The 22,919-nt window shown below is 40.3% G+C and carries 20 protein-coding genes; 14 read left to right on the forward strand and 6 right to left on the reverse strand.

Annotation, left to right across the window (positions count from 1 at the left end; genetic code table 11):
* Nucleotides 1-1,538: 1,538 nt before the first annotated feature.
* Nucleotides 1,539-4,241, forward strand: coding sequence for a pyruvate, phosphate dikinase (gene ppdK, locus QZ576_RS10620; protein WP_297096893.1), 2,703 nt, complete (start codon nucleotides 1,539-1,541; stop codon nucleotides 4,239-4,241).
* 377 nt (nucleotides 4,242-4,618) lie between these two features.
* Here ppdK and QZ576_RS10625 read toward each other — a convergent pair whose 3' ends face one another.
* The 5 genes from QZ576_RS10625 to QZ576_RS10645 form a co-directional block, all read right to left on the reverse strand.
* Nucleotides 4,619-5,278, reverse strand: coding sequence for a response regulator transcription factor (locus QZ576_RS10625; protein WP_297096895.1), 660 nt, complete (start codon nucleotides 5,276-5,278; stop codon nucleotides 4,619-4,621).
* Nucleotides 5,271-6,062, reverse strand: coding sequence for a sensor histidine kinase (locus QZ576_RS10630; RefSeq protein ID WP_297096896.1), 792 nt, complete (start codon nucleotides 6,060-6,062; stop codon nucleotides 5,271-5,273). The genes QZ576_RS10625 and QZ576_RS10630 overlap by 8 nt, the downstream gene beginning before the upstream one ends.
* Nucleotides 6,063-6,194: 132 nt before the next feature.
* Complete coding sequence (locus QZ576_RS10635; protein ID WP_297096897.1) at nucleotides 6,195-6,842, reverse strand: hypothetical protein; 648 nt, start codon at nucleotides 6,840-6,842, stop codon at nucleotides 6,195-6,197.
* Nucleotides 6,843-6,852: 10 nt separating this feature from the next.
* Nucleotides 6,853-7,512 (reverse strand): hypothetical protein, encoded by a 660-nt coding sequence (locus QZ576_RS10640; RefSeq protein ID WP_297096899.1) that lies wholly within the window; start codon nucleotides 7,510-7,512, stop codon nucleotides 6,853-6,855.
* 203 nt (nucleotides 7,513-7,715) lie between these two features.
* The gene (locus QZ576_RS10645) at nucleotides 7,716-8,858 is read right to left on the reverse strand and encodes a hypothetical protein (protein WP_297096901.1); all 1,143 of its coding nucleotides are present in this window, start codon (nucleotides 8,856-8,858) and stop codon (nucleotides 7,716-7,718) included.
* A 206-nt stretch (nucleotides 8,859-9,064) separates the two neighbouring features.
* Between QZ576_RS10645 and ruvX the strand changes: the two genes are divergently transcribed.
* The 5 genes from ruvX (at nucleotide 9,065) to QZ576_RS10670 (ending at nucleotide 15,253) form a co-directional block, all read left to right on the forward strand.
* Entirely contained in the window at nucleotides 9,065-9,490 is a 426-nt protein-coding gene (gene ruvX, locus QZ576_RS10650) for a Holliday junction resolvase RuvX (RefSeq protein WP_297096903.1), read from the forward strand.
* Nucleotides 9,491-9,544: 54 nt separating this feature from the next.
* Nucleotides 9,545-10,099: a peptide deformylase gene (gene def / locus QZ576_RS10655; RefSeq protein WP_297096905.1), complete on the forward strand. Its 555-nt coding sequence runs from the start codon at nucleotides 9,545-9,547 to the stop codon at nucleotides 10,097-10,099.
* Nucleotides 10,100-10,152: 53 nt separating this feature from the next.
* On the forward strand, nucleotides 10,153-12,165 hold the full coding sequence (locus tag QZ576_RS10660; protein ID WP_297096907.1) for a ComEC/Rec2 family competence protein: 2,013 nt from the start codon (nucleotides 10,153-10,155) through the stop codon (nucleotides 12,163-12,165).
* 290 nt (nucleotides 12,166-12,455) lie between these two features.
* The gene (gene trkA / locus QZ576_RS10665) at nucleotides 12,456-13,790 is read left to right on the forward strand and encodes a Trk system potassium transporter TrkA (RefSeq protein WP_297096909.1); all 1,335 of its coding nucleotides are present in this window, start codon (nucleotides 12,456-12,458) and stop codon (nucleotides 13,788-13,790) included.
* A 17-nt stretch (nucleotides 13,791-13,807) separates the two neighbouring features.
* The gene (locus QZ576_RS10670; protein WP_297096911.1) at nucleotides 13,808-15,253 is read left to right on the forward strand and encodes a TrkH family potassium uptake protein; all 1,446 of its coding nucleotides are present in this window, start codon (nucleotides 13,808-13,810) and stop codon (nucleotides 15,251-15,253) included.
* A 5-nt stretch (nucleotides 15,254-15,258) separates the two neighbouring features.
* Here the strand turns inward: QZ576_RS10670 and QZ576_RS10675 are convergent, their stop codons facing one another.
* Nucleotides 15,259-15,873, reverse strand: coding sequence for an L-threonylcarbamoyladenylate synthase (locus tag QZ576_RS10675; RefSeq protein ID WP_297096913.1), 615 nt, complete (start codon nucleotides 15,871-15,873; stop codon nucleotides 15,259-15,261).
* A 117-nt stretch (nucleotides 15,874-15,990) separates the two neighbouring features.
* Here QZ576_RS10675 and mnmD point away from each other — a divergent pair, with 117 nt between their 5' ends.
* The 8 genes from mnmD (at nucleotide 15,991) to QZ576_RS10715 (ending at nucleotide 22,797) form a co-directional block, all read left to right on the forward strand.
* Entirely contained in the window at nucleotides 15,991-16,656 is a 666-nt protein-coding gene (gene mnmD, locus QZ576_RS10680; RefSeq protein WP_297096915.1) for a tRNA (5-methylaminomethyl-2-thiouridine)(34)-methyltransferase MnmD, read from the forward strand.
* Nucleotides 16,657-17,018: 362 nt separating this feature from the next.
* Nucleotides 17,019-17,534, forward strand: coding sequence for a hypothetical protein (locus tag QZ576_RS10685; RefSeq protein ID WP_297096917.1), 516 nt, complete (start codon nucleotides 17,019-17,021; stop codon nucleotides 17,532-17,534).
* A gap of 104 nt (nucleotides 17,535-17,638) precedes the next feature.
* Nucleotides 17,639-18,541, forward strand: a complete 903-nt coding sequence (gene miaA, locus QZ576_RS10690; RefSeq protein ID WP_297096919.1) for a tRNA (adenosine(37)-N6)-dimethylallyltransferase MiaA — start codon at nucleotides 17,639-17,641, stop codon at nucleotides 18,539-18,541.
* Between the two features lies 1 nt (nucleotide 18,542).
* On the forward strand, nucleotides 18,543-18,995 hold the full coding sequence (locus QZ576_RS10695) for an NUDIX domain-containing protein (protein WP_297096921.1): 453 nt from the start codon (nucleotides 18,543-18,545) through the stop codon (nucleotides 18,993-18,995).
* Entirely contained in the window at nucleotides 18,988-19,569 is a 582-nt protein-coding gene (locus QZ576_RS10700; RefSeq protein ID WP_297096923.1) for an SIS domain-containing protein, read from the forward strand. Before QZ576_RS10695 ends, QZ576_RS10700 begins: the two co-directional genes overlap by 8 nt.
* The gene (locus QZ576_RS10705; protein ID WP_297096925.1) at nucleotides 19,559-20,044 is read left to right on the forward strand and encodes an HAD family hydrolase; all 486 of its coding nucleotides are present in this window, start codon (nucleotides 19,559-19,561) and stop codon (nucleotides 20,042-20,044) included. The genes QZ576_RS10700 and QZ576_RS10705 overlap by 11 nt, the downstream gene beginning before the upstream one ends.
* 18 nt (nucleotides 20,045-20,062) lie before the next feature.
* Entirely contained in the window at nucleotides 20,063-22,288 is a 2,226-nt protein-coding gene (locus QZ576_RS10710) for a RelA/SpoT family protein (protein WP_297096927.1), read from the forward strand.
* Between the two features lie 65 nt (nucleotides 22,289-22,353).
* A complete protein-coding gene (locus QZ576_RS10715; RefSeq protein WP_297096939.1) occupies nucleotides 22,354-22,797 on the forward strand; it encodes a Fur family transcriptional regulator in 444 nt (147 codons plus the stop codon).
* Nucleotides 22,798-22,919: the final 122 nt, after the last annotated feature.

The raw sequence follows: 22,919 nt of genomic DNA on the forward strand, positions 1-22,919 counted from the left end.
AAACAGAGACAATCAACATTATCTCTGTTTCCTAACCTAACCAAATCTATTTCTATGAAAAAAACACTTAAACTATTCAAATTCTACACTACAAAAATACGGCGTATTTTAGTTAACGCGTTTAAATGGAAGTTAAAGAATGTTATAAGTATGGGTATCTGTGTTTTGCAGTTGCGAAACCACTAAAAACAGACCTGTTATAATTCCATTATAGCAACTCTTTTCAAGTACCAATATTCTCAATACCTGATAATTTGTTTCTCTATAAAAGTTCCACACAATATTGGAGCTGACTTCAGAAAACAATGCTTTTGTCTTATCAGACCGATTTTACTATTTGGCTTAGCCCAAATAGTAAACACAAAACCCAAGGCTGCGCCCACTTCACTCGGAAAAGCTACGCGATGCCGACTAAAATTCCTGAAACTCGTCGTTCCTCCTCAAACAACAGTAATTTTTTACCGTCGTCATCACTTGTTTTCCGGCTCACCGGCCGAGGCCGAAGCTTCGAACAACATCGCATATCCTTCAACTTTCCATAAGCGGAACGGCCTCTTTTGGTATTTACCTGGAATTGAAATAAAACCTTAATGAGAACGGGAAGCTCCGAGGGATCGAGGAGATCACCCGTCCGAATTTGGGTTTTATGAAAATGGAAGGTAACTGCCAAAAGCAGCCTTGAGCTCGGAAATGCCTTCCTCGTGTTTCGTCTTTGCTTCAAGGCAAAGATGAAAGCCTGCGGCAGCAAACAAATATGATAATTTTAGAAAGGGATGTCTCACTTTATCCTATGCACCTTCAATTATTTAAAACAGGAAGCGCATTTCATCAAAAATATGGGCATAAAAAAACAGAGACATTTTTAACTCATCTCTGTTTCCTAACCTAACCCAATCTATTCTCTATGAAAAAACACTTAAACTATTCAAATTCTATGCTACAAAAATACAGCGCATTTTAGTTAACGCGTATCAACGGAAGTTAAAGAATGTTATAAGTACGGGAATCTGTATTTTTCAGGAAAGAATCTGCCGAAAACAGGAAACGTTTTCATCCCGAAAAATTGGGCATAAAAAAACAGAGACGTTTTCAACTCATCTCTGTTTCCTAACCTAACCAAATCTATTCTCTATGAAAAAACACTTAAACTATTCAAATTCTATGCTACAAAAATACGGCGCATTTTAGTTAACGCGTATCAACGGAAGTTAAAGAATGTTAACACTTCATTTTCACGAGATAAACTTGCTGTTTAGAGCGTAAACAAAACGGATTTTCATACGTTCGGAAATACAAACATTAAAACCGTACGAAAAAAAACATTAGCACTAAAAACAGTATATATTCGAACAAAATGCTATTAAAGCAAATCAGACATATACAAATAGAACAATGTTTAAATACATTACGATACATGCCTCTAAAACAGGCTTTAAAGCAGTTTAAAAACTTTCTAAAGTGGAAAAATAAAGTTACTTTAGCAATCCATTTCAATAATGTTTCTAATTCTATTTTATTATAACTAAAATTTCAATTTTATGACAAAGCATGTATATACTTTCGGAGCCGGACAGGCAGAGGGTAAAGCAGACATGAAAAACCTACTTGGAGGTAAAGGTGCAAACCTTGCGGAGATGAACCTTATTGGCGTTCCTGTTCCTCCCGGATTTACGATTACAACAGAAGTTTGTACCATGTACAACGAAAAAGGTCAGCAAGCAACGTTCGACCTGATAAAGCCAGAAGTTGAGGCCGCAGTGGCGCTGGTTGAAAAACTAACAGAAACCGAGTTTGGAAGCAAAGAAAATCCATGTTTGATGTCTGTACGATCAGGTGCACGTGCATCGATGCCCGGAATGATGGATACAGTTCTGAACCTGGGGATGAATGAAGATGCCGTTGAGGGCATTGCTAAAAAGTCTGGAAATCCTCGTTTCGCGTGGGACTCATACCGCCGGTTTGTTCAAATGTATGGCGATGTAGTTATGGAAATGAAACCTGCCAGTAAAGAAGAGCACGATCCTTTTGAAGAAATCATCGATCAGTTGAAAGAAGAAAAAGGTATTGCTTTGGATACGCAATTCACTACTGAAGACTTACAGGAACTGGTTAAGCGTTTTAAAGCTGCCGTTAAGGATGTTACCGGCAAAGATTTTCCAACCGATCCGTGGGAACAACTTTGGGGTGCAGTAGCTGCAGTTTTTGGAAGTTGGAATAATGACCGTGCAATATATTACCGCAGAATGGAGCAAATTCCTGACGAATGGGGAACTGCTGTTAACTGTCAGGCTATGGTATTTGGAAACATGGGACAAACATCAGGCACAGGTGTTGCATTTACGCGTGATGCTGCAACCGGAGAAGATATTTTTAATGGAGAATACCTAATAAACGCCCAGGGAGAAGATGTCGTTGCAGGTATTAGAACTCCACAGGAAATTACTCTCGAGGGGTCAAAAAGATGGGCTGCCCTACAAGGAGTTTCGGAAGAAGAACGTGCATCGAAATTTCCATCACTGGAAGAAGCAATGCCGGAAATGTACAAGCAGCTAAACGAGACTCAACAAAAACTGGAAGATCATTACAGCGATATGCAGGATCTTGAATTTACCATTCAGGAAGGTAAATTATGGTTGCTGCAAACCCGTAACGGAAAACGCACCGGAGCAGCCATGGTAAAAATGGCCGTTGATATGCTGGAAGAAGGTCGTATCGACGAAAAAACAGCATTGCAACGCATCGACGCTGCAAAACTGGATGAATTACTTCACCCTGTTTTCGACACCGAAGCCATGAAAGCGGCAAGTGTATTGGCAAAAGGTTTGCCTGCATCGCCAGGTGCTGCAACCGGACAAGTTGTTTTCTTTGCCGACGAAGCCAACAAATATCCTGAAGCAGTTTTGGTACGTGTTGAAACCTCGCCGGAAGATTTGGAAGGTATGCACATTGCCAAAGGTATTTTAACTGCCCGCGGAGGTATGACATCGCACGCAGCGGTTGTTGCACGTGGTATGGGTAAATGTTGTGTGTCGGGTGCCGGTAATGTAAAAATCAATTACAAAACCCGCATTATGACCATCGACGGAAAAGAATTTAAAGAAGGCGACTGGATTTCGTTAAACGGATCGACTGGTGAAGTATACGATGGCAAAGTAGCTACCATGGATCCTGAATTGAGCGGAAACTTCGCAAAAATTATGGACCTGGCAGACAAATTCACTCGTATGACAGTTCGTACCAATGCCGACTCTCCTGCTGATGCAAAAGTTGCTCGCGACTTTGGTGCGCAGGGAATTGGTCTTTGCCGTACCGAGCACATGTTCTTCGAAGGTGAAAGAATTAAAGCGATGCGCGAAATGATTTTGGCTAAAACCGAAGTTGACCGTCGCAAAGCATTAGATAAATTATTGCCTTACCAGCGCGAAGATTTCGAAGGTATTTTGGAAGCGATGGCCGGTTACGGAGTAACTATTCGTTTGCTCGATCCGCCATTACACGAATTCGTTCCTCACGAAGAAGCCAACCAAAAAGAGATGGCTGACGAAATGGGAATTAGCGTTGAAGAGGTAAAAGCATTGGTTGAAGACCTTCACGAATTTAACCCGATGTTGGGTCACCGCGGATGTCGTTTAGGAAATACTTATCCTGAGATTACCGAAATGCAGGCACGCGCCATTATTGAAGCTGCTGTTAACCTGAAGCAAAAAGGTGTTGATGCACGTCCTGAGATTATGGTTCCGCTGATTGGTACTGTAAAAGAATTTAAAATGCAGGCAGACATCATTAACGCAACTGCTGAAAAAGTATTTGCTGAAAAAGGTGCAAAATGTGACTATATGGTTGGAACAATGATCGAGATTCCACGTGCTGCAATGACTGCTGATTTAGTAGCTGAGCATGCCGAGTTCTTCTCGTTCGGAACAAACGACCTTACACAGATGACTTTTGGTTACTCGCGCGACGATGCCGGTAAATTCTTACCTATTTACATTGAAAAAGGTATTCTGAAAAACGATCCTTTCCAGGTACTCGACCAGGAAGGTGTTGGACAGGTTGTTAAAATAGGTGTAGAAAAAGGCCGCAGTACAAAACCGAATTTAAAAGTTGGTATTTGTGGCGAGCACGGTGGCGAACCTTCATCAGTGATGTTCTGCGACAGTGTTGGAATGGACTACGTAAGTTGTTCTCCATACCGTGTACCTATTGCACGTGTAGCTGCTGCACAAGCTAATTTAAAATAGAAATTATTGAAGCTAAATAATTAAGAGCTGCTCTTCGGAGTGGCTCTTTTTTTTTGACAGGTTGCCAAAAACCAAGTAGAATTACCTGGTTAAAATCGAGTAATTCTACGCTATTTTTTTTGAGACTTCTTCCCGAACTTTGCCATAACAACTAAAGGATCCATCAAATGGAAATGAAGCGTAAAATAAATTCACATTCGTTAGACACATTCACATCACAAACGCTGAACTGTATTTCCTCCCCTCTTTTTAGTTATTTTTTATCCTATAACTTTCAACACATTTTACTTCAACATACACTGTCCCATTTCCCTGAGTCACAGTGATAAAAAATAAGAAGATGGAATCCGAAAAGGAGCGCATATTTTGTGCTCCTTTTATATTTTATAGAGATTGTTTTTGATGGCATAGATTACAAGTCCTGCAACATTTTTAGTTTTGGTTTTTTCAAGCAGGTTGTATTTATGCCCTTCTATGGTACGTGCGCTAAGTCCCAGTTTTTCACCAATTTCGGTGGCCGTTAATTCTTCACAGATCAGCTTCAACACCTCGCTTTCGCGCTTTGTAAGCTTCAGCAGAAATGCTGAATCTTTCGTCGTATTTTTCTTTAATCCCTGCAAAACGGCCCCCGACAAACTACCCGAGAAGTAGAAATCGTTTTTTAGTACTTTTTTAATGGCCAGCTCCAACTCATCAGGCTCGGCATTTTTTAATAAGTAACCATTTACTCCTTCGCTAACCAGGTGAGCAACCAACTGTGGAGCTTCTTCCATACTGAGTATTAAAATCCGGATGTCAGGATACTCTTTACGTAAATGCCCGGTTACCTCAACACCATCCATTTCGGGCATATTAATATCGAGCAAAACCAGATCAGGTTTTTTGTCCAGTTCGGCGAGCAGTTCCAATAATTCGATTCCGTTACCGGCTTCGTAAATATTCTCAACAATATCAAAATCGTCTAACAAGCCAACCATACCTTTTCTAAAAAGCTTATGGTCGTCGGTAACTACGATATCTACTTTTTGATCACTCATCAGCTTGCAGAACTATAATTGCGCGGGTTCCTTTCCCAGGCGATGATTTCATTTTAAACTTTGCATTTGCCATTTCCGACCGGCTTTCGAGGTTGCGCAAACCAAGTCCGGTTTGCATTTTTTCCTCCAGTAAAAAGCCTTTACCGTTGTCGGCTACAACAAGCGAGACCAACTGTTTGGCAAATCGAATATCAATTAAAATGCGTGTTGCTTCGGCGTGTTTAATGGCATTATTTACCAGTTCCTGCACGATACGAAAAACGGCCAGCTCCTGTTTACTGTCAAAACGAAATTGCTCTCCACTTTTCCAACACTCAATAGCCATCTGATCCGATTTATTCACCCAGTTGGCCAGCTCCTCGAGAGCAAAATACAATCCCAGTTTTTCTAACGATGGCGGTAACAACGACCTTGAAATGCGGCGTACCTGAAGGATTACATCGTCGAGGTAAGTCTTAGTTTCGGTAGCCAGCTCTTTTGCTTTGCCTTCTTCTGCTTTCTTCTCAATTCTCCCCACAGTAAGTTTTACCACCGAAAGCATGGCTCCAACTTCGTCATGCAGATCGCGGGCAATACGTTTTCGCTCATTCTCCTGCGACTGGATCGTATTTTTTATAATTTCTTCCTGCTGATTTTGAACCACCCGGTTCAATTCCAGTTGCTTCTGCAGCAATCTTTTCTGATAGGCAATAAAAAAGAAAAAGATGCCACCCGCCAACAACAGCATGCCGATGGTACCTATTAAATAGACCAATAATATTTCCGAATTCCCGGCTCCCTCCACAATTCACATTTTAGTCAATGCTAAAATAGTTAACAAAATTGAACTTTCTGTAAAATCAGGACAATATTCGGACAATGCGTTTGACCAGAATTTGAATTTCCCCTGAAAATTATCGACCTCAACTAACTGAGGTTACCGGTCAGATTTCCAGAAACCAATAGCAACAAGTACGTAAAACAGCGTATTTAACCCCGCGTAATAGTAGTTTGTAATTTTTGCAAACTCTCTTGAATAATCTAAAATGAGATTAAACAACAGCGAGTAAAACAAAATGCCGGAATAATAGATTAGAACGGCGAGGTTAAGGAATATAAGCGGTTCTTTCCATAATTTCAGAATCCTCGCTTCAGTCATTATTTTGTAAAAAAACAAAAGAGAGAACCCGACAAGAAATATTCTACTTAGAGCCAGTGGCACAGCCGGATATAGAAATACAGATTGCAAAAACAGTGTATTAATGATACAATAAACTTCAAACGAAATAATCAGGATGATCATTAATCGTTTATTGATAATATCTTTTAAAACATGCGAATAAAAGAAACCAAGAAGCAGAAACTCCAGCATTAAATACAAATGCGATAAAGGTTGAGTGTTGGTTTCCCCATCGTAAGTAATCAGTCCATACTGGATAACAATACGGGAAACAATCTCATTGGCCGTTCCATAAATCACAAAATAAAGGAACAAACGCAAGCTCTTGTCAAGATGTTTGTACCGATAAATACCAATAAAGAAGGGTATCAGAATTGATACCCAGTTATACATTATAAAGCTCAAACCTTAATTGTTATGGATTATAAATACTTCGTTCGTCGCAAAATGGAGGACAAACCCCTGTATTATTGAATTCTTCCAGATCTTCCGGATCTTCAACATCTCCTGCCGATTTTAGTAATTGATCGGAAGCAGCGCTAACCATAACGTCCATGGTCTTTTTAATTCCGAATTCAATTTTTATACTGGCATGATTTTGCGTATTGAACAACTCGTGTAACTCGAATTTAGTAAGCAAATATGCATTTGGATAAATGTACTGACGATAGGCTGCACCTTCGTGTTTATCATCAATTTCGCCGGCCCGCCATTTACGGTACAATCGTATACTTTCTATCACTGCTTCGGTATTGTCCGAAAAATCTTCGTTTACCTTACTCAGTTTATATACCGGTGTTTCGTAGTCGGCATAAACATCGCCACTTCCCAAAAGAAAAGAGGACACTGCATAACCACAAAGCACATATTTATCGCCGGCCTTTTCGGGCTCCAACCCAAGATATACACGCACCCGGTTTTCATTCTCGCCAATCAACGATTTATAGGTTTCTTTTTGCAAAATGATTGGAGTCAATTTTAGGTTGAAGGTTTTATCGGCTTCTTCTTTAAAGTTACTTTTCCAGTTTTTTGCTTTTGCCGCTGGAAGTTGATCTCGTTTTAATTTGTTTGCCATATTTATTGTATTTGGACTACTAAAAATAGACAAAATGTTTGACATAAAAATAGGTTCAATAACATATTCTCAAAATGGGCCAATCAAAATCCGACTTTTTAAACACAAAAACTGCCCGCCATATAAATGCTGACGGGCAGTGCTGTAAGAAACAGTATAATTCTAAGGTCTAGCCTGTTTCAATATCTTAACTCAAATTACTGTTAATAAGGTTCGTAATAGTAATCATCAACATAACCCTGGTTGTAATAATCGTCGTTGTAGGCGTAATACCTGTCGGGATAGTGCACCAGGCTAAAACCTAATGCCGATGATTCGAAGAATAAATTTCCAATCCTGAAATACAGGTAGCCGTTTATATGAACTTGCTCGTAGCCATAAGGCAAACTTTCGAATGAAAACCCGAATGGCAGATTCACCAACACATAACCAATTCCTGCGTGATAACGGAAAAAATGTCCGTCGTAACAATAGTAGCGATTATGGTTGTGTACAAAAACGGTTGGACGATAAACAAACTTGCGGATTACGTGACCGTAGTGATTATTGTAATAATAATACTTGTGATAGCGGTAAGAGTATGGATTGTACCCACCGTAGTAGTCGCGCCAGCTGTTGTGGTTCCAGCGGTAGTGCTCCCAACGACGATCCCAGTGATTATTCTTGTAGTAATTATAGTTTGAATAATACTTCCTGTCGCGGTGGTTGTAGTTCATTGCTTTTGGGCGATTTCTGCTACTCCACTGCTGGCTGCTTCCGCGGTAACTTCTATTCGGAGTAAACCGTTTGTCGTTTCTGTCAACATTGTAGTATCTACGTGCTTCGGAAACTGATTTTCGGCTTGTCCCTCTTCCGTTTGAAACGGCAGGGCTCGACTTTTTTGAATTTGTATAAACCCGCGATGGCTGTCTGTTTGCCTCTCTGCCTCGCGCCTGCTCTGCCCTTTGTGGTTGACTTTGTCGGTAAACATTTGCTGAAGACCTTGTAGTACTTTTTTGCGGTTTATAGTTGTTATTAGAACTACTTTTACGCTGAACGTCGCGATTTGCCGAACGAGAATCGTTGTACGTTTTGTTGCTCGAACGAACGTTTGCACTGCTTCGACTGCTATTTGATTTACTCGATGACCGAACGTTTCTATCCGCTTTTTTCGGAGTTGACTGTCGATAAGTTTTTGAGGCACTCTTTGTTTTTACCTCAGTTCTGCTACTCCTTTTCGGAGCTTCTCTTTTTTCTGTTCCTCGTTCTCCTCCCCTGCGCTGGGCCTGGGCCGGAACTGTTGTTATTATTGTAATTGCCGCCAGAGTAATTATCGTGGCAAACAATTTAAAAGTTGTTGCTTTCATGACAATAGACTTTAAAATTCAACAATTTGTTTGCTATGCTCTGTTGGCGCCAAAATAAAAATCGATATCTGCCTTTGTAGATGCAAAGCGTGTGCCAAAAAAGCTACAGCCGCGTGTGATAAAAGTTACAGCTACTAGAGAACAGGCATTTATGCACTTTTTTTTCTAAGCAATTCTCTCTACTTTTGCGGCGATTTAATTAAAGTATGGCCCGGATATTAGCAATAGATTACGGAAAAAAGCGAACAGGATTGGCAGTAACCGATCCGGGGCAGATTATTGCCAGCCGCTTAACAACAGTTCCAACCCACACCATTTGGGATTTTCTGAAAGATTATTTCGAAAAAGAACAGGTGGAAACGGTGGTTGTGGGTTATCCCAAACAAATGAACAACCAGGCCTCGGAGTCTGTTAGATTTATCAATCCGTTTTTGAAAAAGTTTCAGCAGAAATATCCGGAGATGAATCTGGAAATTTACGACGAACGTTTTACGTCGAAAATGGCTTTTCAAACCATGATTGACGGAGGACTGAAAAAACAAAAACGGCAAGACAAAGCATTGGTTGATGCCATTAGTGCAACCATTATTTTACAGAATTATTTAGAACAGAAACGCAACTCGTTACGCTAAAAAAACAAGTTTCAAAAGGTTAGTAGAGTTGTAATTGATATAAAATAGAAAAGAATGAAATACCCGGTAACAGTATACGGAGACCCTTTATTACGGAAGAAAGCCAAAACAATTGAAAAAGATCATCCAAAATTGGATGAGATAATTGAAAATATGTGGGAAACCATGTACTACTCTGACGGTGTTGGTTTGGCAGCACCACAGGTTGGATTGTCGATTCGAATGTTTGTGATCGATGCATCATCGGGTGCCGACGAAGAGCCGGAATTGGAAGGTTTTAAAAAGGTTTTTATCAATCCTGAAATCATTGAAACCAAAGGCGACGAATGGACAATGAACGAAGGTTGTTTAAGCTTGCCCGAAATAAGGGAAGATGTGGATCGCCCCGACGAGGTGACCATTAAATACCTCGACGAAAATTTTGAGGAACACACCGAAACCTACAAAGGTTTTGCCGGCCGCGTAATTCAGCACGAATACGATCATTTGGAAGGCATTTTGTTTGTCGATTATTTATCGCCACTGCGCAAACGTTTATTAAAAAGTAAACTTATTGCCATTTCAAAAGGCAAGGTTCGTCCACATTACCGAATTAAAGTTCCAAAATAATGTAACCTTTTTCCAAAACCTTCGTTTAAGGGCTAATCCTTCAGGCGTAGGTTTTGGAAAATACATTTAAAAACATACCCTTCTTACGAATCACGGTCGCTTTTGCCACCGGCATTTTCCTTGCTTCAATATTTACGGGAATCAGCACACTGCTAATTTATGCGGCCATTGCCATTTGCGGATTTCTAATTCTCCTTCACAAACGTTACAACTTTTATCTTGCTCCACTTTTTGGCGGAACAACTTTTGTTCTGCTTGTATTATTCGGTGCCATCACTTACCAACAATACAACAATTTACCGTCTCCCGAAACCAACGGATTAATGGCAGCCACAGTGCTGGAAACGCCGCAGGAGAAAACCAATTCATACAAAAGTCTGCTTCTTTTGCATTCGGTAAAAACAGAAGACACACTGGTTGGCACACGAGAAAAAGTGTTGGTTTATTTTGAAAAAGGCGAAGACATTAAACTGTTAAAGCCGGGCAGCCAGATAATTTTTGAGCAGTCGCCCGAACCGGTTGAAAACCGCGGGAATCCTTACGAATTTGATTACAAAAATTACCTCGCGAAGAAACACATTTTCAGGCAGGTTTATTTAAAATCGGGGAATTGGAAATTAACAGGCTACGTAAACAACACGCCACTTTTATGGGCCGAAACGATTCGCGATAAACTGCTTAAAATATACCGCGACCAGGAAATCGGGGCGCAGGAAACCGAAATTCTCTCAGCGCTGACACTCGGCTACAAACGCGAACTCGACCGGGAAACAAAACGCATATTTTCTTCGGCCGGAGCCATGCATGTGCTGGCCGTTTCCGGATTACATGTTGGTATACTATTCTTTGCTTTTTCGTTCTGTTTTGGGTTTCTGCAAAAACGAAGAATCGGCAAGTTTATTTACGTCATTCTTTCAATCAGCTTTTTGTGGGGTTATGCGTTTATAACCGGTTTGTCGCCATCGGTTTTGCGGGCCTGCACCATGTTTAGCCTGATTATAATTGCCGGTAATATTAATCGAAGAGCAAATATCTACAACACGCTTGCAGCCTCAGCCTTTCTGCTTTTATTAATAAATCCCAACAATCTTTTCGAAGTTGGATTCCAACTCTCGTACATGGCTGTTTTCGGTATTGTTTTTCTGCAGCCAAAAATTGCTGCATTATGGCCCATTAAAAACAAGGTAGGTTTGTTTTTCTGGAATTTGATAACCGTCTCAATTGCAGCACAAATAGCAACTTTTCCACTTTCGGCCTATTACTTTTGTCAATTCCCCACTTACTTTTTATTGAGCAACATTGTTGTAATTCCGGCCGCCATGCTGCTTATTCCTCTCGGGCTGGGACTATTGGTCTTTTCAAAAATACCGCTATTGGCTTCTTCAATCGCGTTCGTTGTAAAATGGATTATAAAAGGTGTATATTTTTCACTCTTCTCAATCGAATCATTTCCCAACTCAACACCCGATGTTGTACTTCATCTGCCCGAGCTAATTTTTGTTTTGGCCATTCTGGGTACCATCTTTTTATTTCTGAATTCGCGGCGGACTGTTTTTCTGAAATCGGCACTTTCGTTTGCTGTATTTTTGGCTGCGTTTATTTTGTTTTCAGGATACAAGCAAATCAATCAGCACGAAATAATTGTACTTAACTCGCAAGAACCGGTGGTTTGTTTTATCAATGCTAACAAAATGTATGTAATTTCAGCAGACACACTTTCGGTTGACGATTATAACTTAAGTTCGTTGCTGGACATAAAACAACAGAAACGATTAACGAATACCGTTTTCCTAATTTCAGAAGATACATACAAAGATGATCTGCTTTTTCTCGATAAAGGACTAGCAGTTTTCGAAGGCAAAAAAGTGCTGTTACAACAAAAACAAACGCCGGCAACAAACACCGTTTCTCCGGATATAATCATCAGTAAAACTAATGCTTACAGCATAGAACCTATTTCCGAAGACTGTTGCCTTATAAAGTACTATCCCGACCGAAAAAACTCTTCTTCAGAAAAAAAACAACACATTCTTTCCGTACAAGGAGCATTTGCTACCTCTTGGTAACCGCACAATTCATGTAAAATGTACTGCTGTGAATTGTCTATTTCATTGAAAATTATTTTGGTAATTTGCTGTAAATTACACGTGGCATTTTGTAATTTAGAATGTTAATTTAATGTTGGAAGCGGAAAATTATAAAGCGTTTTCCGTGGAGTTTAAAAACAGAATGCATTATTTTGCTTCATTAAATTACACAGACAGATGAAACGAGCATATAAAAATTGCGCTTACAGAATAGAAGCTAACAAGCGAGTTTTATCGAATACTTTTTGAGAATTAACACTTATAATGAGATGAAAGTTGTTATAGCAGGTGCCGGCGAAGTAGGAACACATTTGGCTAGAATGTTAACCAATGAAAACCACGATATCACCTTACTGGATGATTCTCCTGAAAAATTAGCGAAAATCAGTAGTGAAGTAGACCTGATGACAATTGCGGGTTCAGCGCATTCATTTCAGGATTTGAAAAGCACCGACCTCGCAAAATCAGATTTGTTTATTGCAGTAACTCCTTTTGAGGAACGCAACGTTTTGGCCTGTTCAATGGCGTCGTACCTTGGCGTTAACCGTACAATTGCGCGAATAAACAACTCCGAGTACTTGCAGGAAAGATACCGCGCCAAGCTTAACAACTTGGGGATAAACGAATTGATTTACCCCGAAAGTCTGGCAGCAAAAGAAATTATTGCGTCTGTAAAACAAACGGCAACACGTCAGTTAATCGAGTTTTCGGGTGGAAAACTGATTATGATGGGAATTAAAGTGCGCGAAAATGCACCGATTCTGAATAAAACGTTTGAAGAGTTATCGCAGGAAAATCAGCATTTGTTAGTGGTGGCGATTAACCGCGACAATGAAACGATCATCCCGAATGGTACTGATTTTATAAAAAATGGTGACATCGTATTTTTTGTTACCACTCCGGCCGAACAAAACAATGTTTACGAATTAACCGGAAAAACACTTTTCGAGGTTAAAAACATCATGTTTTTGGGAGGTAGCCGAATTGCCCAAAAAGCAATTGAAAAATTGGGCGAAAACTACCGCATAAAAGTTATTGAAGGCGACCGCAAAAAATGCGAAAAAATTGCCGACAAGTACGAAAATGTGCTGGTAATTAACGGCGACGGACGAAACCTGAATTTGTTACGCGAAGAAGGAATTGAAAAAATGGATGCTTTTGTGGCAACCACCGGAAATTCTGAAACCAATATATTAGGCTGTCACCTGGCAAAAACATTTGGTGTACGCCGCACAGTGGCCGAGGTGGAAAACCTGGCTTACATGAACCTTGCAGACAATATGGATATCGGCAGTATTTTTAATAAAAAGCTGATTGCCGCCGGTTACATTTACCGGTTTACGTTGAATGCCGAAATCTCGAAAGTAAAATGTTTAACCGCCTCCGACGCCGAAGTTTTTGAGTTTATTGCCAAACCGGGAGCTAAAATCACACAAAAATCCATTAAAGATCTTGACTTCCCCGAGGAAGCAAAAATCGGAGGTGTGATTCGCGGAAATATGGGTTATATTGCACACGGTTATACTCAAATTCAGGAAGGCGATAAAGTAGTTGTATTCACCCTTCCTTCAGGAATTAAAAAGCTGGAGAAATTCTTTAAGTAAGCGCAAACTACCGGAACATGAATCTTAAAATCATATTCAGAGTACTTGGTTTTTTATTATTTGTAGAGGGAATTGCCATGGGCATCGCTCTGCTGGTTGCTCTGATTTATGGTGAACACGACACTGGCGCATTCTTAATTTCGGGAGGAATAAACCTGGCAATCGGCGGACTGATCGTTGCTGCCACATCGAAAGCCAAAAAGGATATTGGCAAACGCGAAGGTTTCATCATCGTGTCGATGGTATGGATTGTGTTCTCCTTTTTTGGGAGTTTACCTTATGTTATAAGTGGCTCAATTCCCAGTTTTACCGATGCATTTTTCGAAACCATTTCCGGTTTTACCACAACAGGCTCATCAATTTTAAACGATATTGAAGCACTTCCCCACGGTATTTTATTCTGGCGAAGCATCACGCAATGGCTTGGCGGTATGGGAATTATAGTTTTGTCGCTGGCCATTTTGCCGGTGTTTGGAATTGGTGGTATGCAGTTGTTTATGGCAGAGGTTCCGGGGCCAACACCCGATAAAATAAGCCCCAGAATTAAACAAACGGCAAAAACACTTTGGGTAATTTACCTGGCATTTACAGTTGCAGAAACACTGTTGTTATGGGTTGGAGGAATGACCTTTTTCGACTCCATTTGCCACTCGTTTACCACCATGGCTACCGGAGGATTTTCAACCAAACAGGCAAGTATTGCGCACTGGCCGTCACCATTTATTCAGTATGTGATTATTGTTTTTATGTTTCTGGCCGGAACAAACTTTACACTCTCCTATTTTGCTATAAAAGGAAAGTTTTCGGTGGCATTTAAAGACGAAGAGTTTAAATACTATAGTTTTTTTACCCTGGGATTTACGGCCCTTATTTTTATCGGCCTTTTAATTTCCAGCGAAATTGGCGTTGAAAAAGCATTTCGCGATTCATTGTTCCAGGTCATTACAATAATAACAACCACAGGATACGCCACAGCCGATTACCTTATGTGGCCCCCCGTTTTAACAATGCTCATCTTTTTACTTTTCTTTTTTGGAGGTTCTGCCGGATCAACCGGTGGAGGTATAAAGATTATGCGAATTGTTGTGCTGCTGAAAAACGGCTACTACGAGCTAAAACGTCTGGTGCATCCCAATGCTGTTATTCCGGTTCGTTTTAATAAACATTCGGTTGATGCGAAAATCGTTACCAACGTGCTGGCGTTCTTTATGATCTACTTTGTAATTTTTGCCATCAGCACCGTTATTTTCACACTTATAGAACCCGATATGGAATCGTCGATGGGAGCTGTTGCAACTTGTTTAGGAAATATCGGCCCCGGTTTAGGAAGTGTTGGTCCGGCAGAAAATTTCTACCACATTAGCCCAATCGGGAAATGGTTTTTATCGTTTCTGATGCTGCTTGGCCGACTGGAGTTGTTTACTGTTTTGGTACTCTTCTCGCCGTCGTTCTGGAAAGAATAATCGATTTAATATTCCAATTCACCTTTTCCCTGACGTATCAAAGTTGGCTCGTCCGATGTGCAATCTACAATGGTAGACGGAATCAATTCGCCAAAACCACCATCAACAACAATTTCAGCCAGTTCTGCGAATTTTTCATGGATCAATTCAGGATCAGTAGTATATTCCAGAATCTCGTCGTCGTCGTGCACCGATGATGAAAGAATTGGATTTCCCAGCTCGCGCACAATTTCGCGAATAATATTATTATCCGGGATACGAATTCCCACCGTTTTCTTTTTCCCTTTAAAATACCGTGGTACGTTGTTATTGGCATTTAAAATAAAAGTAAACGGACCAGGTAAATTCTTGCGAATGAGTTTAAAAATATGACTGGGAATCGGCTTGGTGTAATCCGACAAGTGGCTAAAATCGCTGCAGATAAACGAAAAATTGTTCTTCTCTACCTGGATACCTTTATAACGCGCCACCTTCTCAACTGCCTTTTGGTTGGTAATATCGCAGCCCAATCCGTAAACCGTGTCGGTTGGGTACACAATCACTCCTCCATCACGCAAAACATCAACAACTTTTCGAATATCGCGGGGATTTGGATTTTCATTGTACAAGCGCACCAACATAGTTTTTCGTATTTTTGGCCGATAAAATTAGTTTTTTAAGTTATAAAAGGTGCCTTTTTGCTGCTTTTTAGCTGAATACTGATTGTAGAACATACAATTTTAGGAAATTCGCAGGCCATGCAACGACAAATAATAAATACTGAAGACGGATCGAAAACGCTCTTTATTCCGGAGATGGACGAGCAGTACCATTCGGTGAACGGCGCACTGACAGAATCGGATTTTGTGTATCTCGATAAAGGTTATCGACACAATCAATCGCCGGCACCTGTAATTCTTGAAATTGGTTTTGGAACAGGATTGAACGCCTTATTAACAGCAATTGAAGCAGAAAATACAAAGCGACAAACCACTTATATTTCGTTGGAAAAATATCCGATTGAGCCAGAAGAAATACAGCAACTCAATTATGGAAGTTTGATTTCGAAACAAGCGGAAGAATTATTTTCAGCGTTGCATAGGAGCGAATGGAATGTTAGAACTCAAATTTCACCGTATTTCGATTTACTAAAACTAAAAACTGACCTCACCAAATTTACATTTGACGAGATTCCAACAGTCGATTTGATCTACTTTGACGCCTTCGGCCCCGACAAACAACCTGAGATGTGGAACGAGGAAATTTTCAGGAAACTGTTCAGCATTAGCAACTCAAATGCAAACCTTGTTACCTATAGCGCCAAAGGCGAAATTCGCAGAAGAATGGAACGATCGGGCTATATTTCGGAGCGACTTCCCGGTCCTCCGGGAAAAAGACAGATGCTTCGGGCAACGCGGCCGTAATGCAAAAAACAGTCAATCACACACCAAAAACACCAACGCTAAAGCCTGACCAACAAACACTTATGCATCATTTCGCAAGATTATTCGATAAGCCGAACAACAAACACGAATGTTCGATTTTTCCTGAGTTAAAATTTTTTAACATTTTTTAATTCTATCAAATTCGTTTCTGTATTTTTCACAATATTTTACAATAATATGCCCCGAAAAAGGTTAAAAACCAACCTTTTGACATTTTGTTAAAAATAACCGATCGCTAAAAAATGCCCCTTTTGATAGATATTTTCAATTTTTTCTGCATTTAAATTCTTGGAATTTGTAAAAATTCCTGTAAAATTTGGACTTCATTCAACGTGAAATTTATGATTTATCAATTTCAAATTGTTTCACAAGAGGCCCAAAACTTCCGATTGGAAGTTGCTCTGGATGAGAAACATTCATTTTTCGATTTTCATAGCATTATACAGAAAAGTGTTGGTTTTGAGTCACATCAACTGGCATCTTTCTTCGTGTCCAACAAAAACTGGAGAAAGCTAGTTGAGATTTCAATGTTAGACTTAGGTATAAATGGTGCGGCATTTTACATCATGCAAAAAACAAAATTATGCGACTTGCTGCAGGATAAGGGTCAACACCTCATTTATACATTCGATTTTTTGAACGACAGGTCTTTTTTTATAGAACTAACTGGAATAATTATGGAAAAAAATCTTAATGAACCATTAGTCGCTTTAAAACAAGGCGATTCCCCCGTTCAGGTTTTAGGAGAAGAAAGAATTGAACTTGAAACTGGTATAAGCCAGGAAGAAGAAGTTTATATGGATTTTGGCGAGCTAGATGATTACACTGAAATCTTTGGCGAAATGGACGATTTCTGATCACGAAAGACGACTGTTTAATCCATGTTTAAAAAAATTCCAAGGCTGTTCAATATTTTGAACAGTCTTTTTTTTGTCATTAATTTGCCAAAAATCATGCATTCATGCCAAAAACGCTTGTTGTAATTACCGGCCCAACCGGAATTGGGAAAACCGAGGTGAGCATTAAAGTTGCCCAACATTTTAATGCCGAAATCGTTTCGGCCGACTCCAGGCAAATTTTTAAGGAACTTTGCATCGGAACGGCTGTTCCTTCGGAAGAAGAACTGGCTGCCGTACCCCATCACTTTATACAAAGTCATTCGGTTGAAGAAAATTACAATGCCAGCCGCTACGAAACAGAAGCGCTGGAACTGATAGACAAGCTTTTTCAGCAGAAGGATGCATTGTTGCTGGTGGGCGGCTCAATGTTGTACATCGATGCGATTTGCAAAGGCATCGACATTATGCCTGATGCCGATCCCGAAGTTCGGGCAGCATTAAAAAAGCAGCTGGAAGAAGAGGGATTGGAAAGTTTGCGTTTGCAGCTAAAGAAGCTCGATCCGGCATACTACAAAAAAGTCGATTTGAAGAATCCGAACCGCATTATCCACGCGTTGGAAATTAGTATTCAAACCGGCAAGCCTTACTCGTCGTTCCGCTCCGACACACCAAAAGAGCGCCCATTCCAGATACTGAAAATCGCGCTGAACTGTGATCGGCAGGTACTCCACAACCGTATTAATTTACGAGTTGATAAAATGATGGAGGCGGGACTGGAAGCAGAAGCAAGAAGCGTTTACCACAAAAAACACTTGAACTCGTTAAATACAGTGGGCTACCAGGAATTGTTCGCTTATTTTAACGAAGAGATTCCGCGCGAGAAAGCTATTGAGTTGATCAAACGCAACTCGCGGCGTTATGCACGCAAACAAATTACATGGTTCCGCCGCGATGAAGCAGTGAAATGGTTTGAACCTACCGAAAGTGAAAAAATAATCGACTGGCTCGAATCACAAATCAAATAGTATGGGGCAATTTATTATCCGCGTTTATGGGCTGGTTATTAACGACGAGAAAGAAATTTTGCTTTCGGATGAATTTGTGTTGAACACCAAAATGACCAAGTTTCCCGGAGGTGGACTGGAATTTGGTGAAGGATTGATTGATGGCTTAAAACGAGAGTTTAAAGAAGAATGCAACGGACAAGAGATTGAAAACATCCGGCACTTTTACACCACCGACTTTCACCAAAAAGCACTGTTTTACGACGATGCTCAATTAATCAGCATTTATTACCTGGCAGACCTGAAAAAGCCGTTAAAATTTAAGATCTCGGAAAAAGCTTTTGATTTTGAAATTGACGCCGACGAAACACAAAGCTTTCGCTGGGTAAAAATAAAAGACATAAAAGTAGACGATATTACTTTCCCAATTGATAAATTTGTTCTGAATAAATTAAAAGCAACTTTTAATGAGTAACACGCTACAGCAAATCAGGCAGCTTTCGGCACTTTGCGATCAGCTTGGGGAAAATACACAGCTTGTTGAGGTAATCGATAACATTGCAGACACGGTCGTAAAAGCCTACAAAAATGGGAACAAAACTATTTTTTGTGGAAACGGAGGCAGCTCGGCAGAAGCACAACATTTGGCAGCCGAACTTTCGGGGCGGTTTAAATTCGAGCGTCAACCCATTCCTGCCGAGGCGTGTCATGTGAACTCATCCTTTGTTACGGCAGTTTCGAACGACTACGACTTTACAAAAGTTTACAGTCGCTACATCGAAGGTTTTGGGCAAAAAGGCGATGTTCTGATTGGTTTATCTACTTCAGGAACTTCAGAGAACATTGTAAACGCCTTTATTGCAGCTCGCGAAAAAGGACTCACAACCGTTGCATTAACCGGCGAAAGCGGTGGCGATTTAAACAAATTGAGCGACCTGATATTGAAAGTACCATCAGAAAATGTACCCCGCATTCAGGAAATGCATCTGCTCGTTGGGCACATCATCTGCGAAAAAGTTGAGCAAGCTTTATTCGGAAATGGCAACTAGCAATAAAAATAAGGCCCTGTTTCTCGACCGCGACGGAACCATTAACGTTGAAAAAAACTACGTATTCCGAATTGAGGATTTTGAATTTATTCCGGGCATTTTCAAATTGCTGAAAAACTACAGCGACAAGGGTTTCCTGATATTCGTAATTACCAACCAATCAGGCATTGCACGAAAATATTATACCGAAGACGACTTTTCTCGTTTAAACAATTGGATGATTCGGCAGTTTCAGAAACAAGAGATAGAAATAACAAAAGTTTATCATTGTCCGCATCATCCTGAAATAACAGGAAAATGCAACTGCAGAAAACCCGAACCCGGAATGATTTTGCAAGCCATTCAGGAATTTAATATCGATCCTGTTAACTCAGTGTTGATAGGAGACAAAAAAAGAGATATTTTAGCAGGAGAGAAAGCAGGGATAGGAAAGAATTTATATATTCAAAACTTATTACAGGCAGATTTAGATTAAGGATCAGACAAAGGCAAAGTGCAACATTTTACAAAAGCAGAAATAAGGCATATTGAAGACCGCTACCAGGATTTTCTGAAGGTCATTAAAGATAAGTTTGATGAAGGGCGGTTGGCACGTATAGAGAAAGCATTTCGTTTCTCGAATGCGGCGCACCATGGCATAAAACGCAAATCGGGCGAACCGTTTATTATTCACCCTATTGCAGTTGCGCGTATTGTTGCGGTTGATTTGGGATTGGGAGCCACTTCGATTGTTGCAGCCTTGTTACACGATGTTGTTGAAGACACCGAATACCGTTTATCCGACATTGAAAACATGTTTGGAACTCGGGCATCCCGAATTGTTGACGGGCTTACCAAACTGTCGGGCGACTTTGATGCCAAACATGCGCTTACGCTGAAAAAAATGCTGATGACCCTTTCGGACGATGTAAGGGTTATTTTGATTAAAATTGCCGACCGTTTGCACAACATGCGAACGTTGGATTCGATGCCGGCGCACAAAAAAATTAAAATTGCCGGCGAAACACTTTTCCTTTATGTTCCGCTTGCGCATCGCTTAGGGTTACATGCCATAAAAAGCGAACTGGAAGACCTGAGCTTTAAGCACAAACACCCTGAAGAATACGAACAAATTCAATACCTGCTGCACAACCAGGCAGAAAAACGGAATTACCTGATAAACGAATTCACCAGCCCGATAATTGACAAACTGAAGGAAGAAGGGATTGATTGTAAGGTAGAACACCGGCTAAAAACAAGCTACTCCATTTGGCAAAAAATGCAGAAAAAGGCAGTAGCGTTTAACGAGGTTTACGACATTCTGGCCATTCGTATTATTATCAACTCGAAAAAAGGTATATCTGAAAAACGACAGTGTTTCGATGTACTTTCGATCGTTACCGATATTTACAAACCAAAACCCGACCGCATTCGCGATTGGATTACCATGCCAAAAGCAAATGGTTACGAATCGTTGCATGTTACCGTAATGGGGCCGCAAGGACATTGGGTTGAAATTCAGATTCGCACCGACAGAATGGACGATGTGGCCGAGCATGGTTTTGCAGCACATTATCGTTACAAAGACATTCGCAACTTCGAAAACGAGCTGGATCCGTGGATTGAACGTATTCGCGAACTGTTGCAAAGTTCCGATTCTGATGCATTCGAATTTCTCGACGATTTTAAACTCAACCTGTTTTCGTCCGAGATAAATGTTTTTACACCAAAAGGCGATATGTTTTCGTTACCGTTGGGATCGACAGTAATTGATTTTGCCTACGAAATTCACACCGAACTTGGCAACAAATGTATTGGTGCGAAAATAAATACCAAGCTGGTACCGATCAGTCACGTGCTCGAAAACGGCGACCAGATTGAGATTCTGACTTCCGAAAATCAGACACCAAAACTGGAGTGGCTAAGATTTTCAGCATCGCCAAAAGCGAGGGGTAAAATCAAAAATGTATTCCGGCTCGAAAAAAGCAAACATACCGACAAAGGCAAGGAAATAATTGAAGAGCTTTTTAAGGAAATAAACGCTCCGTTAACGTCGAATAACCTTAAAAAATTAACGGCGCACTTTAATCTGAACAACAAAGAACAGTTGTATTCCGAAGTGGGAATGGGATTTTTGGAGCTGGATGATGTGAAAGACATTATTGGCAAAAAATCGGAAAGCAAACTGGTAAAATACTGGAACATTACTTTTGGATCGGGCAACAAAAACAAGGAAGAAGAAGAGGAAGAAACGCCCGAAAACCAAAAGATCGATAAGAAAAAACCATTTCTGCTGCGCGAAAACCAGGATAATATAAAGTTCTCGCTGGCAAAATGTTGTAATCCAATTCCCGGCGAACCGGTTGTTGGTTACCTTACCACCGACGATCACGTAATTATTCATAAAGTAAAATGCCGCGAGCTGGAAAAATTCATCGCCAACCAGGGCGAAAAAATAATCCAGGCCGAATGGACAAAATTTAAACGCCAGTCGTACCTCACCCGGTTGCATTTACAGGGATTCGACCGCATGGGAATTGTGAACGAAGTAACCACGCTAATATCTAAGGGTCACAATATTAACATGCGTTCAGTAAAATTCGACACACACGACGGAATTTTCATGGGCGACCTGTTTTTATACATCCACAACACAAACGATTTAGACAACTTAATCAGCAAGCTAAAAACGATAAAAGGCATCGATAGTGTAAATCGTGTAGAAAACCTTGAGGATTAATTTATATTCATTCTAAAAGAATAAATTTTTTTTCTATTTTTGGCCTATTTAAAATTGGTTTAATTATGAATAACCAGAAGACCAGAGAAACTGTGCGCAACATGTTTACCGAGTACCTTGAAAAGAACGGTCACCGGAAAACACCCGAAAGATTTGCAATTCTTGACGAGATTTATTGTCGCGAAGGGCATTTCGATATTGAGTCGTTATACATTTCGATGAAGAACAATAATTACCGGGTAAGCCGCGCTACTTTATACAATACCATCGATTTGTTGCTCGATTGCAAGTTGGTTGTAAAACACCAGTTTGGCAAAAACATTGCACAGTTCGAAAAGGCATTTGCAACACTTCAGCACGATCACCTTATCGACACGACAAACGGAACTGTTGTTGAGTTCTACGATCCACGTATTCGCGAGATTATTGAAGATGCCTGCAACAAAAACGATTTCAAACTGTCGCACCACACGCTTTATATCTACGGCGAAAGCACAAAAAAGGAATAAAGCTGTTAATTCTTAATAGATTATAAATTAAATGCAGGGTGCTTGTATTTTTATTGCAGAGCATAAAATATTTAGTACTTTTAACTGCTTAATTTGAAAGCCGTGAAAGGTTAATCTTGAAC

The sequence above is a fragment of the uncultured Draconibacterium sp. genome (genome assembly GCF_913060805.1).
Lineage (GTDB): Bacteria > Bacteroidota > Bacteroidia > Bacteroidales > Prolixibacteraceae > Draconibacterium.

What these genes read in the sequence shown, in the direction of transcription:
- QZ576_RS10695 (WP_297096921.1), top strand. Translation starts at nt 18,543, where the DNA reads ATGGGGCAATTTATTATCCGCGTTTATGGGCTGGTTATTAACGACGAG.
- QZ576_RS10685 (WP_297096917.1), top strand. Translation starts at nt 17,019, where the DNA reads ATGATTTATCAATTTCAAATTGTTTCACAAGAGGCCCAAAACTTCCGA.
- QZ576_RS10670 (WP_297096911.1), top strand. Translation starts at nt 13,808, where the DNA reads ATGAATCTTAAAATCATATTCAGAGTACTTGGTTTTTTATTATTTGTA.
- QZ576_RS10645 (WP_297096901.1), bottom strand. Translation starts at nt 8,858, where the DNA reads ATGAAAGCAACAACTTTTAAATTGTTTGCCACGATAATTACTCTGGCG.
- QZ576_RS10625 (WP_297096895.1), bottom strand. Translation starts at nt 5,278, where the DNA reads ATGAGTGATCAAAAAGTAGATATCGTAGTTACCGACGACCATAAGCTT.
- QZ576_RS10705 (WP_297096925.1), top strand. Translation starts at nt 19,559, where the DNA reads ATGGCAACTAGCAATAAAAATAAGGCCCTGTTTCTCGACCGCGACGGA.
- def (WP_297096905.1), top strand. Translation starts at nt 9,545, where the DNA reads ATGAAATACCCGGTAACAGTATACGGAGACCCTTTATTACGGAAGAAA.
- ppdK (WP_297096893.1), top strand. Translation starts at nt 1,539, where the DNA reads ATGACAAAGCATGTATATACTTTCGGAGCCGGACAGGCAGAGGGTAAA.
- trkA (WP_297096909.1), top strand. Translation starts at nt 12,456, where the DNA reads ATGAAAGTTGTTATAGCAGGTGCCGGCGAAGTAGGAACACATTTGGCT.
- QZ576_RS10715 (WP_297096939.1), top strand. Translation starts at nt 22,354, where the DNA reads ATGAATAACCAGAAGACCAGAGAAACTGTGCGCAACATGTTTACCGAG.
- miaA (WP_297096919.1), top strand. Translation starts at nt 17,639, where the DNA reads ATGCCAAAAACGCTTGTTGTAATTACCGGCCCAACCGGAATTGGGAAA.
- QZ576_RS10675 (WP_297096913.1), bottom strand. Translation starts at nt 15,873, where the DNA reads ATGTTGGTGCGCTTGTACAATGAAAATCCAAATCCCCGCGATATTCGA.
- mnmD (WP_297096915.1), top strand. Translation starts at nt 15,991, where the DNA reads ATGCAACGACAAATAATAAATACTGAAGACGGATCGAAAACGCTCTTT.
- QZ576_RS10700 (WP_297096923.1), top strand. Translation starts at nt 18,988, where the DNA reads ATGAGTAACACGCTACAGCAAATCAGGCAGCTTTCGGCACTTTGCGAT.
- ruvX (WP_297096903.1), top strand. Translation starts at nt 9,065, where the DNA reads ATGGCCCGGATATTAGCAATAGATTACGGAAAAAAGCGAACAGGATTG.
- QZ576_RS10640 (WP_297096899.1), bottom strand. Translation starts at nt 7,512, where the DNA reads ATGGCAAACAAATTAAAACGAGATCAACTTCCAGCGGCAAAAGCAAAA.